This window comes from Ruegeria sp. AH12 (assembly GCF_056541465.1).
In genome coordinates, this window is the sequence record NZ_JBQFYL010000003.1 from 139,504 (window position 1) to 154,155 (window position 14,652).

Genomic DNA, 14,652 nt, shown 5'->3' on the forward strand with positions numbered 1-14,652 from the left:
CGGATGGAAGATCTGACTTTGACGGCCCTTTGGTGGGCCGTCATTTTCTCTGGCTTATATCATGGAATAAACCCCGGCATGGGCTGGCCTTTAGCGGTGTCTGCTGCGTTGATGGAGCGCAAGCCCACGGCCATGGCCAAGGCGCTTTTGATGCTGGCGCTGGGGCATTTCCTGGCGATGATCGGCATTCTGCTGCCGTTCTCGTTGATGATTATTCTCGTCGAGCGCGAAACCGAAATCCGCCTGGGTGCCGGCGTGATCGTGATTGCAATGGGTGTGTATCTGTTGATCAATCAAAAACACCCCAAGATATTGGCCCGTGTTCATCCGGCGCGTTTGGCGCTTTGGTCATTTCTGGCCGCGATGGCACACGGCGCAGGGCTGATGCTGGTTCCGATATATCTGGGAATTTGTGGCTTGCTTGAGCCGGGCAATGTGGCCACGACGGGCCATGCGGCAGCACAAGCGCTGATGAGCAATGATGTCTTTACGGCCTTCACAGTGGCTGCGGTTCATACCCTTGCAATGACTTCAGCCGGAGCTTTGATCGCTGTGTTCGTCTACCATTGGCTCGGCCTCAAATTCATCTCGAAAAGCTGGTTTAATCTGGATGTTGCCTGGGCGATCAGCCTGATCATAGTGGGCGCATTCGGCATCTGGTCGGCCTATGCAGGACATTGAGATGATATGTCTGCACGCCTCTTTAGCCACCTGTTTTCTAGCCCCTTGAGTCGCATGTACCGGCACGTGTTGTGATCACTCCGCTTGTCGAACGTTATGATATCTCATATCTTTCAATTGCAGAATCCGCATCCGTTGACAATTGGAACATCTCAGATGGTGACCCCTGACAATCGCATACCAGTCACCTTGCTCACCGGCTTTCTGGGCGCGGGCAAAACGACAGTGTTGAACCACCTTATACGCGACCCAGAAGCCGGTCGCATAGCGGTGATCATGAATGAGTTTGGCGATGCGGGACTGGACCATGATCTAATCGAGGAATCGACCGAGGATGTGGTGTTGATGCAATCCGGTTGCCTGTGTTGTTCGATCCTGGGCGATTTGGCGAATACATTCACCAGCCTGTTCGTCCGCCGAGAACGGGGCGAACTCAGCTTTGATCGTGTGGTCACCGAAACCACCGGGATCGCTGATCCGGGTCCAATTTTGCATACAATAGTTATCGACGACCTGATCGCACCAAACTTTCGCTTGGATGGCGTCGTCTCATTAGCGGATGCAGCAACCGGCTCTCGCACCCTTGATGCGCAGTTTGAAGCGGTCAGCCAGATCGCGATGGCCGATCTGATCGTCCTGACCAAAACCGATCTTGTAACCCCGACCGACCTCAAATGGTTCAAAGCTAGGTTGGAAGGGATCAACGGAACCGCCCAACGCATAACCGCTCAACACGGGCAGGTTCCGATCGGCGCGCTGTTCGGCTTGTCTGCGATGCGCGGCAGCGCCACAGCAAATGATCTTTTGGATTGGCTTGGGTCAGAAAAACCAAAGCCCGACCCGTTGGCTGGGTTGTCCGGATTCGAACCAAAAGTGATCACATCTGACCCTATGCCCCTGCCCCCCGCGGGCACTCATTTCCACCATGACAGTCGTATTGGTTCAGCTTCAATCGAGGTCGCCGATCCGATACCCGCACGTGTTTTTGATCTTTGGCTGGAAACGCTGGTCGAACTCAAAGGCCCAGACATTCTGCGCATGAAAGGCATCATTCATGTTCAAGGCATGGAACGGCCCTTTGTTTTTCATGGGGTGCAGCACATTTTCGACGCTCCGGTGCCGCTAAAGTCATGGACCGGAGACGACACGACAAGCCGCATTGTCGTGATCGCACGTGATATCCAAAAGGGCGATCTAAAAGCCAGCCTGGAGATGCTGCGATTCCATTCTCAGAGCCTTGATGCGCGCGTAGACGGCATGATGACCCACGTCACCGAGATGCAGGATTGATCGATTTCAACGTCTCAGATTTTCGACTGGCTATGAGCGATTGACGCCTAGGGCAAATACAGCACAGGCTGCCTGCAATTCCAAAACCAGTGTAGGCTAAACTACTCGTCAGCTTTCGGATATATGAATCCGTTCACCGGATATGGTTTGCCGTAGCGACCGGGCTGGCTTTCGACCCGAACCAATGTCCAGTCGTTATTCTTAGACACGTCCCGCACACCCATTTTCAACGACACTTTGTTGCGGTGCCAATTGGCGTGATTTATGACAACTTGCCTATCATCAACGATCTCTGACACAACCGCGACATGGCCCAAAGACATTCCGCGCGTCGCCCGAAATGACATCACCGCGCCCACTGTCGGGTCCGCACCCCGATCGTAAGTCTTGTGCGCCTTACCCCACCAGTCCTTGGCATTGCCGCGAATCTGGATACCACTCAGGTTTCGTGCATAGGGAACGCACCACACTCTGTGCCCCAGAGCCTGTTTCCGTTCGACTTCTTGGAGTGCCATGAACTGACGTTCAGGATTGAGACCGCTATAAGGTGAGTTTTGAGAACAGGCTGAGACAAGGACCACAAGCCCGAGCGCTGCAATTGCCCGAGTGGGAACGGACAGATACTGCCAGATCGCATTCATTTTCCGGGCGTTGTCCTGCACGAAACTTCATCACCTGTTTAGAATCTCTTAAGATTTCTGGGCGATCCGACCTGCAAAGAAAAGAGCTCTGCAAACCCTCTGGCGAAAATCTGCCAATGGTTTGCACAAAAGACGCACAAAAAGCCCATCTGATACGCGTGATGAGGCCTGCAAGTGGCCTAACACAGTGCCCTGGTGCTTCAAAACTTACGGAAGAACTTTGTTCGGTCGAACATCTCTTCCAGTTCTTCCATACGGGCGCGGGTGGTTTCCCAGTTACGCTCCTGCACTTCGGCGATCACGATCTCGGATATCAACATGGTGGTCAGGTTGCTATCCCAGGCTGATGGTGCCGCAATCTGATTGCTGAACGCAACATGTGCCAGGTCAGAAATCGGTGACATCCACTGATCCGTGAACAGGACAATCTGAGCCCCCCGCTCACGGGCAAGCTCGGCCAGTTTCAGCGTGCTGTTTTCGTATCGCCGCACATCAAAGATGACGACCACATCATTTTCATCAAAATCCAGCGCGTAGTGCGGCCAGGCATTTGAGTTTGACGCAATCAGAGTCACATCGGGCCGGATGACCTGAAAATGCAGAAAGAAGTAGTCCGCCAGAGTGCGCGTGATCCGACCGCCGACGATAAAGACCTTGCGCTTTGTGTCGCTCAGCATATCACAAGCGGTGTCAAACGCAGCGGGGTCAATCTTGGCCATGGATTGGCCGATATTGTCGATGATGGCCTTGGTAAATCGGTTCAGCAAATGCGCGTCAGGCGCGTCATCAACCCACTTTTCGCGTTTGGTAAGTGGGCTGGAAATCTTTTCGTTCAGCTCATCCCGCAACCCGCGCTGAAACTCGGGAAAGCCCGCGAAGCCAAGCTTCTGAACCAACCGCGCAACAGTGGGGGTAGAAACCTTGGCCTCCTCCGCAAGTGAGGTGATGGTCCCAAGCCCGGACGCTGGATAGTTTCTGAGGATGACATCCCTCAGTTGAAGCTCCGACCGGGTCAAGTCACCGGTTTTATCCTGCAATCGTTCAGCGATGGTCTGCATGGTCACCCAGACTGTTTCTTGCACTGATGGTATCTTCTGTGTCCGGGATAGTCAAAATATTACCATCTCATCTCACCTTGTATGAATATTTACATTAATTTGTTGACAGAGGAAATGCTGTTGAAGAAAACTTTACACAGAACGGGGGATTCTGATTGGAACAGTGCACGACAGATGCAGAGTTTGCACCGCGGGTTGAAAATCCCGAAGGGTCGTCATCTGTCCTATTGGTGTGTGAACATGCCAGCGCTGATATGCCATCCGAGTTTAATTCCCTTGGGCTCGATGAAGACGCGCTGCAAAGCCACATCGCCTGGGATCCCGGCGCCTTGCGAACTGCCCGATCAATGTCACAGCGCCTGGACGCGTCTTTGGTTTACAGCACTGTCTCGCGGCTGATTTACGATTGTAATCGACCGCCCGAGGCCGCAAGCGCCATGCCCGAACGCAGCGAAGATACGGCAATACCGGGGAATAAAGGATTAACCAACACGCAAAGACAGGCGCGTACCGCGCAATTCTACCACCCGTTCGAATCGCTATTGACCAGAACCTTGAATACCCGTGATCTTCGCACAGCGATTGTGACCATCCACAGTTTCACACCCGTCTACAGGGGCCAGAACCGATCGGTTGAAATTGGAGTCTTGCACGATGCCGACAGCCGATTGGCAGATGCGATGCTCGATGTTGCAGCAGGGTACGATGTTCAACGCAATGCGCCCTATGGACCGGCGGATGGCGTCACACATACGCTGCGACACCATGCATTGCCTCGGGGTCTGCTGAACGTCATGATCGAAATCAGAAATGATCTGATTGCAACACCCGAACAATGCGAGCAGATGGGGAATGTGCTGGCGGATTGGCTGCGTGATGCCATGAAGACCTGTGCGGGTTCCAGTGTCGAGGAAGCGATGCGATGAGGCTGCTTAAGGCATACATCGCAGTGATCGACCGGCTAAACTACGGTATCGGTCGGGTGATCATGTTTGGCATCTTTGCCATGATGGCCGTCCTGTTGTGGTCGACCATCAGCAAGTTTTCTGACCAGCCATCACTCTGGACGCTCGAAGTCGCTCAATTCGCCATGATTGCCTATTTCTTTCTGGGCGGGCCTTACGCCATCCAGATGGGCAGCCATGTGCGGATGGACTTGTTTTACGACACCTGGTCGCTTCGCCGAAAAGCCGCAACCGATGCGATCATGGTGCTTTGCCTGATCGCGTATCTGCTGGTTCTGCTGTGGGGCGGGATCAGTTCGACCGCGTATTCACTGGGGTATTGGGGCACTGAGCCGTTGTCTTTCTTTGCCGGTCTTGTCACCGGCTCGGAAGAGGTCGGCACACTTGAACGCAGCCGCACAATCTGGCGCCCGTATCTGTGGCCCATCAAGACTGTGATGTGTGTCGGGATCATTCTGATGCTGCTGCAGGCACTATCGGAACTGGCCAAGGATATCTTGCGACTTAAGGGCGAAGAAACAGCATGAGTTACGAGTTCATTGCCCTGATGATGTTTGCCTCGATGATGGTGCTGCTGTTCAGCGGTCAGCGCGTCTTTGGGGCAATCGGATTTGTCGCGGTGATTGCCGCGTTGATGCTGTGGGGGGATCGGGGCGGGTTCGATATCGCCTTTTCGCAATCCATCAAGCTGATGCGTTGGTATCCGCTTTTGACCGTGCCGATGTTTGTGTTCATGGGCTATATCCTCTCTGAAAGCCGGATCGCCGATGACCTGTATCGGATGTTCCATGTCTGGATGGGTGGGCTGCGCGGTGGTTTGGCCATCGGAACCATTGGGCTGATGGTTCTGATTTCGGCGATGAACGGGCTATCGGTTGCCGGCATGGCCATCGGAGCCACCATCGCCCTGCCCGAGCTGCTACGCCGTGGGTATGACAAACGCATGGTCACGGGCGTTGTTCAGGCCGGGTCGAGCCTTGGGATTTTGGTGCCGCCCTCGGTCGTTTTGGTGCTTTATGCGATGATCGCAAGGCAGCCGGTAGGCCAGCTTTGGCTGGCCGGCGTGATCCCCGGGCTGATGATGGCCGCGATGTTTGTGATCTACATTGCTGTCCGCTGTAAATTGAACCCGGATTTGGGCCCAGCGTTGTCGGAAGAAGAACGCGCAATGCCGAGGTCCGAGAAGTACCGCTTGCTTCTGGCAGGCCTGCTGCCGTTTGGGATCTTCTTTGCCATGATGATCCCCTTTGTAAATGGCTGGACCTCCCTCGTCGAAAGCTCTGCCATTGGTGCAATCACGGCCTTTGTTGCCGCGGTTCTGAAGGGGCGCATGAACTGGACGGTGTTTGAGACCTCGGTGCGTAACACGCTTGGGATCACCTGCATGTTCATGTGGATCATCCTTGCCGCCCTGGCCTTCGGGGCCGTGTTCGACGGGTTGGGCGCGGTCAAAGCCATCGAAAGCCTGTTTACCGAACGTCTGGGCCTGTCCCCTTGGATGATCCTGATCCTGATGCAGCTTAGCTTTATTCTGATGGGTACGTTTCTGGACGACACAGCGATGTTGGTGATTGTAGCGCCACTGTATATCCCGCTGGTGGGTGCGCTTGGATTCGATCTGATATGGTACGGCGTGCTGTACACGATCACCACGCAGATCGCCTATATGACACCGCCCTTTGGCTATAACCTGTTCCTGATGCGGGCGATGTCGCCCCCGGGCATCACGCTGAATGATATCTATCGATCCATCATACCTTTTGTGGCGGTGATGGTGGGGGCGCTGACGATCATCATGATCTTCCCCCAGATCGCCCTTTGGCTGCCACAAACAGTTTACGGAAATTAAGCGCCGACAAGAGCGCACTGCAAGATCGAGTGTAACTGAACAAGGAGGTTCACATGACCACAAGACGCAAGTTTATCAAAGGTGCCGCCGTTGCCGCACCTGCCGCGCTGGCTGCTCCAGCTCTGGCGCAATCAACAATCACATGGCGGATGCAGACCTATGCGGGCGCTGCACTGGCGGCCGAGGTGGTGGTTCCGGCCATCGAGACCTTTAACAAAATCGCGGGCGACCGCATGCAGATCGAGCTGTTCTTTGCAGATCAGCTGGTCCCTACAGGTGAGCTGTTCCAGGCGATGCAGCGCGGTACGATTGACGCGGTGCAGTCCGATGATGACTCGATGGCGTCACCCACCGAAGTGACCGTGTTTGGCGGCTATTTCCCATTTGGATCGCGCTATTCGCTGGATGTACCTGTTCTGTTCAACCAATATGGTTTGAAAGAAATCTGGGACGAGGAATACTCGAAAGTCGGCGTCAAACACATCTCAGCCGGCGCGTGGGATCCATGCCACTTTGCCACAAAGGACCCAATCCGCTCGCTCGAAGATCTCAAAGGCAAGCGGGTCTTTACCTTCCCAACCGCGGGTCGGTTCCTCAGCCAGTTTGGTGTGGTCCCCGTGACCCTGCCCTGGGAAGACATCGAAGTCGCGGTGCAGACCGGCGAGCTGGATGGCATCGCCTGGTCCGGCATTACCGAGGATTACACAGTTGGCTGGGCTGATGTGACCAACTACTTCCTGACCAACAACATCTCGGGCGCGTGGATTGGCCACTTCTTCGCCAATATGGATCGCTGGAACGAGTTGCCCGAAGACCTGCAAGCCCTGCTTGCGGTCTGCATGGAGCAAAGCCACTACTATCGCCAGTGGTGGTATTGGGGTGGCGAGGCCAACCTTCGGGTCAACGGCACCAAGATGGAGCTGACCTCAATCCCTGATGAGGAATGGGCGCAGGTTGAAAACGCCGCTGTCGAGTTCTGGGATGAGATTGCCGCCGAAAGCCCGACCAAGGCCAAGATTGTTGACATTTTCCGCCAGTATAACGCGGATATGCAAAAAGCCGGACGCCCCTATCGCTACGGCTAAACCAACCGGCGCCCCGACAGGTTCGGGGCGCTGCCTGCCCTATTCAAGGATTGCCAAATGACCTCTCCGCTCACCTTTGATGCACTGAAAGAACAGGCCGCTTCGGGCGTGATTGACACTGTTCTGGTGTGCTTTGTCGACATGCAAGGCCGGCTTATGGGCAAACGGTTCCATGTGTCGAACTTCCTTGAAAGCGGCCATGAGGAAACACATTGCTGCAACTACCTGCTGGCCACTGATCTTGAGATGGCGACACCGGATGGCTACGCCTCGACCAGTTGGAGCCAGGGGTATGGTGATTATGTGATGAAGCCGGACCTGACGACGCTACGGCCTGTACCGTGGCTGGAGGGAACGGCAATGGTTCTGTGCGATATTCTGGATCACCACAGCCACGCACCGGTGTCACACGCACCCCGACAGGTTTTGAAACAGCAGATCGCCCGAGCGGAAAGCATGGGCCTGACCCCCAAAATGGCCACCGAGCTTGAATTCTTTATCTTCAAAAAACCACTCGATGAGATGCGCGCCGAAGGCTACCGCGATCTGACCACGTTGGGGCCGTATAACGAGGACTACCATATCCTTCAGACCACCAAGGAAGAACATGTGATGCGCCCCCTTCGCAATCACTTGTATGCCGCCGGAATTCCCATTGAGAATTCCAAAGGTGAGGCCGAGGTTGGTCAGGAAGAGTTGAACATCAAATATGCTGAGGCGCTGCTTTGCGCTGATCACCACACGATTGCGAAACACGCCACGAAAGAGATCGCCTGGCAACAAGGCCATTCCGCCAGTTTCCTGCCCAAATGGCATCAGGATCGCGTCGGAAGCGCCTCGCATGTACATATGTCGCTTTGGCAAGGCGCGGCGAACGCGTTTCAGGGGGATGGCGCACATGGGATGTCGGACCTGATGCGGCAGTTCATGGCCGGGCTGATCGCCTATGCACCAGACTGTACCTATTTCTTCGCGCCTTACATCAATTCATACAAACGATTTGCAAAGGGTACATTTGCGCCGACCAAAACCGCCTGGTCTGTGGACAACCGCACCGCCGGTTTCCGGCTCTGTGGGGCAGATACCAAGGCTGTCCGGGTCGAATGCCGCATCCCAGGATCGGACATTAACCCCTATCTGACCCAAGCTGCGCTTTTGGCTGCCGGGCTAAAGGGGATCGAAGACAAGCTAACATTGGCCGATGCCGCGACAGGTGACATGTACGAGGATGATAGCGTTCCCGAAATCCCACGCACCTTGCGGGCGGCCACCGAAACCTTGCGCGGCTCTTCGATGCTGCGCGCAGCAATGGGGGATGACGTGATTGATCACTATACCCGTGCGGCTGAATGGGAACAGGAAGAGTTTGACCGCATCGTCACCGACTGGGAAATCGCCCGTGGTTTTGAGAAGGCCTGATAGATGAACAAGATCACCTGCACCTCTCCCATTGATGGCTCGGTCTATGCCGAGCGGGATTGCCTGTCCGTTGACGCCGCTCGCGCTGCTGTTGCGCGCGCGAAGGCGGCGCAGCGGGATTGGGCGGCGCTGCCTTTGCAGGATCGCATCGCCTATGTGAATAAGGCCGTCGCCTATGTCGGCGAGACCACCGATCGCATGGTGACAGAACTCGCGCATCAGATGGGCCGACCGGTACGCTATGGCGGTGAGTTTGGCGGGTTCGAAGAACGCGCCCGTTACATGGCTTCGATTGCCGCAGATGCGCTGGCCCCGATTGTGGTCGAAGACTCAGATGATTTCCTGCGTAAGATCGAGCGTGAACCGCAAGGTGTTGTCTTTGTCGTGGCCCCTTGGAACTATCCCTACATGACCGCGATCAATACGATTGCGCCCGCTCTGATCGCGGGCAATGCGGTGGTTCTGAAACACGCGTCGCAAACCATTCTGGTGGGCGAACATCTGGCCGAGGCCTTCGCGGCCGCTGGTCTGCCCGAAGGCGTGTTTACGAATGTGGTGTTGGATCATGATACAACCTCGACCCTGATTGCCGAAGGCCATTTCGGATTGGTCAACTTCACCGGTTCAGTCGGCGGGGGCCGCGCGATGGAACGCGCTGCGGCGGGAACGTTCACGGCAGTTGCAACTGAACTCGGCGGTAAGGACCCTGGATATTTGCGTGCCGATGCCGACCTCGATGCAGCGGTTGAGACGCTGATCGACGGGGCGATGTTCAACTCGGGCCAGTGCTGTTGCGGGATTGAGCGGATTTACGTGCATCACAGCCTGTTTGATGCTTTCGTCGAAAAGGCGGTTGCGTTGGTGAAAACCTATGTGCTGGGTGATCCGCGCAACCCGGAAACCACACTGGGCCCAATGGCCAACATACGGTTCGCTCAGGAGGCGCGCGCCCAGATTGATGAGGCGATTGCAGCAGGTGCAACGGCCCACATCCCAACCATGCCCACCGATGATGGCGGGGCCTATCTGACCCCCCAAATCCTCACAGGCGTGACCCACGACATGCGGATCATGCGGGATGAGACCTTTGGGCCCGCAGTGGGTATCATGCCCGTGCAAAATGACGCCGAAGCCATTGAACTGATGAATGACAGCCAGTTTGGCCTGACCTGCTCGCTCTGGACCCGCGATGCCGACGCGGCAGAGGCGATTGGTCGCCAGTTGGAAACCGGCACCGTATTCATGAACCGTTGCGACTATCTGGACCCCGCCCTGTGCTGGACCGGGTGCAAAGATACCGGGCGCGGTGCTGGCCTGTCAGCTCTCGGCTTTCACGCTGTCACCCGCCCCAAATCCTACCATCTGAAGAAGCTGAAATCATGACCCAAACCGCCAATTGGAGCTATCCAAACCCCATCCGCTTTGGTGCGGGGCGCATCGCCGAAATAGGCGAGGCCTGCGCTGCGGCAGGGATTACGAAACCCCTACTAGTCACCGATCGGGGCCTTGCCGAGAATGAGATCACCAAGCGGACCCTGGCGCTTATGGAAAGCGCCGGGCTCGGGTCGGGGCTTTTTGCCGAAGTTGACGCCAACCCCACGGATCTAAATGCCGAGGCCGGTGTCGCAGCCTACAATGCAGGTGGTTATGACGGGGTGATCGCATTTGGCGGGGGCTCGGGCCTTGATCTGGCGAAAACCGTTGCCTTCATGGCAGGTCAGACACGACCCATCTGGGATTTCGAAGATATCGGCGATTGGTGGACCCGCGCGAATGCAGATGCCATTGCGCCGGTTGTCGCTGTGCCGACCACGGCAGGAACCGGATCAGAGGTCGGGCGTGCCAGCGTGATCACCAATTCAGAGAGCCATGAAAAGAAGATCATCTTCCACCCCAAGATGCTACCTGCTCAGGTCATCATGGACCCGGAACTGACGGTTGGCATGCCCAAATTCATCACCGCCGGGACCGGGCTGGACGCCTTCGCCCATTGTGTCGAGGCCTATTCCAGCCCGCACTACCATCCCATGAGTCAGGGCATCGCGCTAGAGGGGATGCGCCTGGTCAAAGAGTATCTGCCCCGCGCCTACGCGGATGGCAGCGATCTGGAGGCTCGCGGCCAGATGATGAGCGCGGCGGCCATGGGCGCAACAGCGTTTCAGAAAGGCTTGGGAGCGATCCACGCGCTCAGCCATCCCGTTGGCGCGGTTCATCATACGCACCACGGCACCACCAACGCGGTGTTTATGCCCGCCGTTTTGAAGTTCAACGCCGATGCTATCCGCACACGATTTGATCAGGCGGCGGCTTATCTGGGAATTGAGAGTGGCTTTGACGGATTCTGCGCTTTTGTCGACGACTTCAATGCGTCATTCAACATTCCGCGTACGCTGACCGAACTGGGTGTCAAAGACCCGGATTTCGATGCTCTGACCGAGGCCGCTTTGCGCGACCCAAGCTTAGGTGGCAATCCAGTCCCGCTCGCGGCACAGGATATCCGAGGCTTATTCGAAGCGACCAGATAAGACGCGACCTATTGCCCGGAATAGCCGCCCCTAAGCTTGGGTGGTTGCAACAAGCTCCTTTAGCAAAGCGCGCAAATGCTCTTTGCTATTCTCCCCCAAGGTCTCGGCGATTTCCGTCTCGATCTCTCTGATCTGGTCTGCGGCGCATTTGCGCCAGCGGTGACCTTTGTCCGTTATTGTCACCACCTTATCGCGCTTACTGTCGGGCCCCGCATCAACCCTAACCATGCCCTGTGCGACCAACCGGTCAACCGCCTGCTGTGCGGCCTGACGGGAAAACCCCATCTCTCGATGAATGACAGAGAGTTTGACCGTGCGCCCGCGCAGTTGGGCAAAGACCTGCATATCCGCTGGCCGTATCGCGGCAAACTCCGTCTGTGCCCGCGCATCATCCATGCGCGCGTTCCAATGGGCGATCAAAGTCATCATCATGCCTTTGATGTTCTGGCCCAGAAAGTCATTGTCGTGTTTATCAATCACGGTTGACAATTTGCCTTCATACCTATTTCATCAATCTTAGTTGATATTTATTGGTGACTTCAATGGATCGCAGAACATTTCTGAAAACGTCTGGGGCAACTGCCTTGGCTGCAGGCGGTGGCCTGGCCTGGGCCCAATCTGCCCCGCGCGCCCTGCCGCTAATTCCAATGACGGACCTTACAAACGGGATCGAAGAGCGTATTGCGCTGACACTGAACCCATCGACACACGATTTTGGCAATGGCGCGCAAAGTGCGACTTTCGGGATAAATAACAACTACCTCAGTCCGGTTCTTAAGGTTAAACAAGGCCAAACCCTGCCCTTTGACGTAGTTAACAACATAGGTGACATTTCGACCCTTCATTGGCACGGGCTGCATATTTCGGGAGATGTGGATGGCGGGCCGCATCAAGAGATCGCGCATGGCAGCGTCTGGTCGCCGGATGTGCCGATTGTTCAACACGCTTCGATGAACTGGTTTCATTCGCATATGCATGGCAAAACCGCGCGCCAGACCTATCAAGGGCTTGCCGGTGTCCTGTTGGTCGAAGATGACGGCAGCCTTTCAGCCGATTTGCCACAGACTTATGGCGTGGATGATTTCACGCTGATCCTTCAGGATAAGATGTTCGATGCAGTAGGGCGCATGAGCTACAATGTGTCTGCTGCCGTTTTTGAGGATGGCTTTGAAGGCGATACCCTTATCGTCAACGGCACCATCGCACCCGTCGCGCAAGCGGTTCCGACCGGCCTTGTGCGGCTTCGCATTCTGAACGCCTGTAACGCGCGCTTCCTTGGATTGTCGATGGAAACCGGACCCATGACGGTGATCGCATCGGACGGAGGGTTTCTGCCCGCACCGGTCGAGGCGGAGAGCATCCTGATGTCGCCTGGTGAAAGGTATGAGGTGCTCGTGGATATGAGCGCGCTTGCGGCGAACGCCTTGAATGTCAATCTGAACGGGAACGGTGGCGGGTTCTTTGCCAACCTTTTTGGAGGGAACCAAACAGTGACTGCTTTGCGGTTGGCGAGAACAGCACAGACCGGCTTCACCGGGTCAATGCCGACCAGACTTGCCAATCTCTTCCCTGCTCAACCCTCTGAGTCGACAGTCACGCGATCTTTTGAGTTGAACATGAATGTCGGGGCAGATCTTGCCGCACTTGCGCTGGCGTGGGACAATTTCTGCGGCGATGCCGGAGCGATGGCCATAAACGGTTTGCCAATGAAAATGGACCGGATTGATGAGACGGTCAGAAAAGGCGATACCGAAATCTGGCGTATCTCAGTTGATGATCAACTGCACCCCTTTCACATCCATGGTTGTTCCTTCCGCATTCTCTCACAAAACGGAGGCCCCGCCCCCGCCTATGCGCAAGGCTGGAAAGATATGGTCCATGTCGAGGATGGCTGGTCCGAAGTTCTGGTGCGGTTCGACCATGATGCGCCTTCTGACGCGCCCTATATGTATCACTGCCACATCCTGGAACATGAAGATTGCGGCATGATGGGGCAGTTCACCGTGTCATAGTAAGATCAAACCAACCGCCCCGGGCGCATTCCGGGGCGGTTTTGAGACTAAACCTCCACCTCAACCCTACCGATCGCATTGGAACAGCAGGCAAGAATGTAACCGGCTTCGATATCGTCTTCGGATATCCCGCCATTGTGGACCATATGCACCTCACCTGCTATTTTTCTAACCTTGCAGGTCCCGCAAACGCCAAACGTACAGCCCGAGGGGATGTTCAACCCAACCGACCGTGCAGCGACCAGAACCGTGTCGGTTTCGGCAACTTTGGCAGTCACGCCGGAGCTTGCGAACACAATCTCAGCCTTGCTGTCATCATCTGGGATAACATCGTCCAGCTCTGGCTGATCGGCCTCGGTTTCAACCGGGGCGCCAAAGCTTTCCTGATGATAGTTGTCCATATCATAGCCCAGCCCGACCAGAGCATCGCGTACCGCCTGCATGAATGGTTCCGGGCCGCAGCAATAGACTTCACGCTCCAAATAGTCAGGCGCCATCAGGCCCAGCATCAATTGGTTGAACTGCCCCTGATACCCCGTCCAAGGGCGATAGCGGTCGGGCTCTTCAACAACGAATTTCAGATCTAGGCCAGGGGTTCGGCTGGCCATGTGCTCCAGCCGCTGACGAAAGATGATCTCGGACGGTCGTTTGGCGCAGTTGATAAAGACAATATCCAGATCACGCCCCTCGTCCCACATGCAGGTGGTCATCGACATCATCGGCGTGATCCCGGACCCGGCAGAGATGAATAGATATTTGCCAGCCGTGCTTTCAACATTCGAAAACAGCCCGGCTGGTCCGATGGCTTTGATCCGCATGCCGGGTTGCGCGTTGTCCAGCATCCAGCGCGTTCCAATACTGTCGGGCTGGGCCTTGGCGGTGATCGTGATCGATCGTGGCCGCGAGGGAGAAGATGAGATCGTGTAAGTGCGATGCACAACCCCACCCGGCTGCCCAGGAGCCGGGATTTCAAGGGTCAGAAACTGCCCTGGATGGTACGCAAACATCGACCCAGACGGGGCGCGAAAGGTGAAACTGGCCGTATTGGCCATCTCGGGCACGACCGAGACGCATTCCAGTGTTTCGCTGTCCTGCCAGATATTCGCAACCGCGTTGAGATCTTTCAT

Annotated in this window: 14 protein-coding genes; 10 read left to right on the forward strand and 4 right to left on the reverse strand. The window is 55.9% G+C overall.

All coding sequences use genetic code 11. From position 1 onward, the window contains the following. Positions 1-3 precede the first annotated feature (3 nt). Positions 4-681: a hypothetical protein gene (locus ACR0EL_RS07395; protein WP_480499128.1), complete on the forward strand. Its 678-nt coding sequence runs from the start codon at positions 4-6 to the stop codon at positions 679-681. Positions 682-837: 156 nt separating this feature from the next. Continuing rightward, on the forward strand, positions 838-1,971 hold the full coding sequence (locus ACR0EL_RS07400; RefSeq protein WP_480499130.1) for a CobW family GTP-binding protein: 1,134 nt from the start codon (positions 838-840) through the stop codon (positions 1,969-1,971). Positions 1,972-2,072: 101 nt separating this feature from the next. On the opposite strand, the gene ACR0EL_RS07405 is transcribed toward ACR0EL_RS07400, so the two are convergent. Beyond that, a complete protein-coding gene (locus ACR0EL_RS07405; RefSeq protein ID WP_353009934.1) occupies positions 2,073-2,486 on the reverse strand; it encodes a CHAP domain-containing protein in 414 nt (137 codons plus the stop codon). Between the two features lie 326 nt (positions 2,487-2,812). Then, positions 2,813-3,670, reverse strand: a complete 858-nt coding sequence (locus ACR0EL_RS07410; protein WP_353010262.1) for a MurR/RpiR family transcriptional regulator — start codon at positions 3,668-3,670, stop codon at positions 2,813-2,815. A gap of 155 nt (positions 3,671-3,825) precedes the next feature. On the opposite strand from ACR0EL_RS07410, the gene ACR0EL_RS07415 reads away from it, so the two are divergent. Genes ACR0EL_RS07415 through ACR0EL_RS07445 form a run of 7 tightly spaced genes read left to right on the forward strand, consistent with a single transcriptional unit; the run spans position 3,826 to position 11,513 of the window. Further along, the gene (locus ACR0EL_RS07415; protein ID WP_480499131.1) at positions 3,826-4,596 is read left to right on the forward strand and encodes an N-formylglutamate amidohydrolase; all 771 of its coding nucleotides are present in this window, start codon (positions 3,826-3,828) and stop codon (positions 4,594-4,596) included. After that, positions 4,593-5,162 (forward strand): TRAP transporter small permease subunit, encoded by a 570-nt coding sequence (locus ACR0EL_RS07420; RefSeq protein ID WP_480499132.1) that lies wholly within the window; start codon positions 4,593-4,595, stop codon positions 5,160-5,162. The genes ACR0EL_RS07415 and ACR0EL_RS07420 overlap by 4 nt, the downstream gene beginning before the upstream one ends. After that, positions 5,159-6,484 carry a TRAP transporter large permease gene (locus ACR0EL_RS07425; protein WP_480499134.1) on the forward strand — a complete coding sequence of 442 codons (1,326 nt, stop codon included), beginning with the start codon at positions 5,159-5,161 and terminating at the stop codon, positions 6,482-6,484. The genes ACR0EL_RS07420 and ACR0EL_RS07425 overlap by 4 nt, the downstream gene beginning before the upstream one ends. A gap of 53 nt (positions 6,485-6,537) precedes the next feature. Then, positions 6,538-7,569, forward strand: a complete 1,032-nt coding sequence (locus ACR0EL_RS07430; protein ID WP_353009925.1) for a TRAP transporter substrate-binding protein — start codon at positions 6,538-6,540, stop codon at positions 7,567-7,569. A 57-nt stretch (positions 7,570-7,626) separates the two neighbouring features. Further along, positions 7,627-8,988 (forward strand): glutamine synthetase family protein, encoded by a 1,362-nt coding sequence (locus ACR0EL_RS07435; RefSeq protein WP_480499135.1) that lies wholly within the window; start codon positions 7,627-7,629, stop codon positions 8,986-8,988. 3 nt (positions 8,989-8,991) lie between these two features. Continuing rightward, on the forward strand, positions 8,992-10,371 hold the full coding sequence (locus tag ACR0EL_RS07440) for an aldehyde dehydrogenase family protein (protein ID WP_480499136.1): 1,380 nt from the start codon (positions 8,992-8,994) through the stop codon (positions 10,369-10,371). Then, on the forward strand, positions 10,368-11,513 hold the full coding sequence (locus ACR0EL_RS07445) for an iron-containing alcohol dehydrogenase (RefSeq protein ID WP_480499137.1): 1,146 nt from the start codon (positions 10,368-10,370) through the stop codon (positions 11,511-11,513). Before ACR0EL_RS07440 ends, ACR0EL_RS07445 begins: the two co-directional genes overlap by 4 nt. Positions 11,514-11,543: 30 nt before the next feature. Here ACR0EL_RS07445 and ACR0EL_RS07450 read toward each other — a convergent pair whose 3' ends face one another. After that, positions 11,544-11,993: a MarR family winged helix-turn-helix transcriptional regulator gene (locus ACR0EL_RS07450; RefSeq protein ID WP_480499457.1), complete on the reverse strand. Its 450-nt coding sequence runs from the start codon at positions 11,991-11,993 to the stop codon at positions 11,544-11,546. A 62-nt stretch (positions 11,994-12,055) separates the two neighbouring features. Between ACR0EL_RS07450 and ACR0EL_RS07455 the strand changes: the two genes are divergently transcribed. Then, the gene (locus tag ACR0EL_RS07455; protein ID WP_480499138.1) at positions 12,056-13,525 is read left to right on the forward strand and encodes a multicopper oxidase domain-containing protein; all 1,470 of its coding nucleotides are present in this window, start codon (positions 12,056-12,058) and stop codon (positions 13,523-13,525) included. A gap of 47 nt (positions 13,526-13,572) precedes the next feature. On the opposite strand, the gene ACR0EL_RS07460 is transcribed toward ACR0EL_RS07455, so the two are convergent. Then, entirely contained in the window at positions 13,573-14,652 is a 1,080-nt protein-coding gene (locus ACR0EL_RS07460; protein ID WP_480499139.1) for an FAD-binding oxidoreductase, read from the reverse strand.

Bases quoted from the DNA above. Each gene is read 5' to 3' on its own strand.
- ACR0EL_RS07395 (WP_480499128.1), top strand. From the start codon at position 4: ATGGAAGATCTGACTTTGACGGCCCTTTGGTGGGCCGTCATTTTCTCT.
- ACR0EL_RS07400 (WP_480499130.1), top strand. From the start codon at position 838: ATGGTGACCCCTGACAATCGCATACCAGTCACCTTGCTCACCGGCTTT.
- ACR0EL_RS07405 (WP_353009934.1), bottom strand. From the start codon at position 2,486: ATGGCACTCCAAGAAGTCGAACGGAAACAGGCTCTGGGGCACAGAGTG.
- ACR0EL_RS07410 (WP_353010262.1), bottom strand. From the start codon at position 3,670: ATGCAGACCATCGCTGAACGATTGCAGGATAAAACCGGTGACTTGACC.
- ACR0EL_RS07420 (WP_480499132.1), top strand. From the start codon at position 4,593: ATGAGGCTGCTTAAGGCATACATCGCAGTGATCGACCGGCTAAACTAC.
- ACR0EL_RS07425 (WP_480499134.1), top strand. From the start codon at position 5,159: ATGAGTTACGAGTTCATTGCCCTGATGATGTTTGCCTCGATGATGGTG.
- ACR0EL_RS07430 (WP_353009925.1), top strand. From the start codon at position 6,538: ATGACCACAAGACGCAAGTTTATCAAAGGTGCCGCCGTTGCCGCACCT.
- ACR0EL_RS07435 (WP_480499135.1), top strand. From the start codon at position 7,627: ATGACCTCTCCGCTCACCTTTGATGCACTGAAAGAACAGGCCGCTTCG.
- ACR0EL_RS07440 (WP_480499136.1), top strand. From the start codon at position 8,992: ATGAACAAGATCACCTGCACCTCTCCCATTGATGGCTCGGTCTATGCC.
- ACR0EL_RS07445 (WP_480499137.1), top strand. From the start codon at position 10,368: ATGACCCAAACCGCCAATTGGAGCTATCCAAACCCCATCCGCTTTGGT.
- ACR0EL_RS07455 (WP_480499138.1), top strand. From the start codon at position 12,056: ATGGATCGCAGAACATTTCTGAAAACGTCTGGGGCAACTGCCTTGGCT.
- ACR0EL_RS07460 (WP_480499139.1), bottom strand. From the start codon at position 14,652: ATGAAAGATCTCAACGCGGTTGCGAATATCTGGCAGGACAGCGAAACA.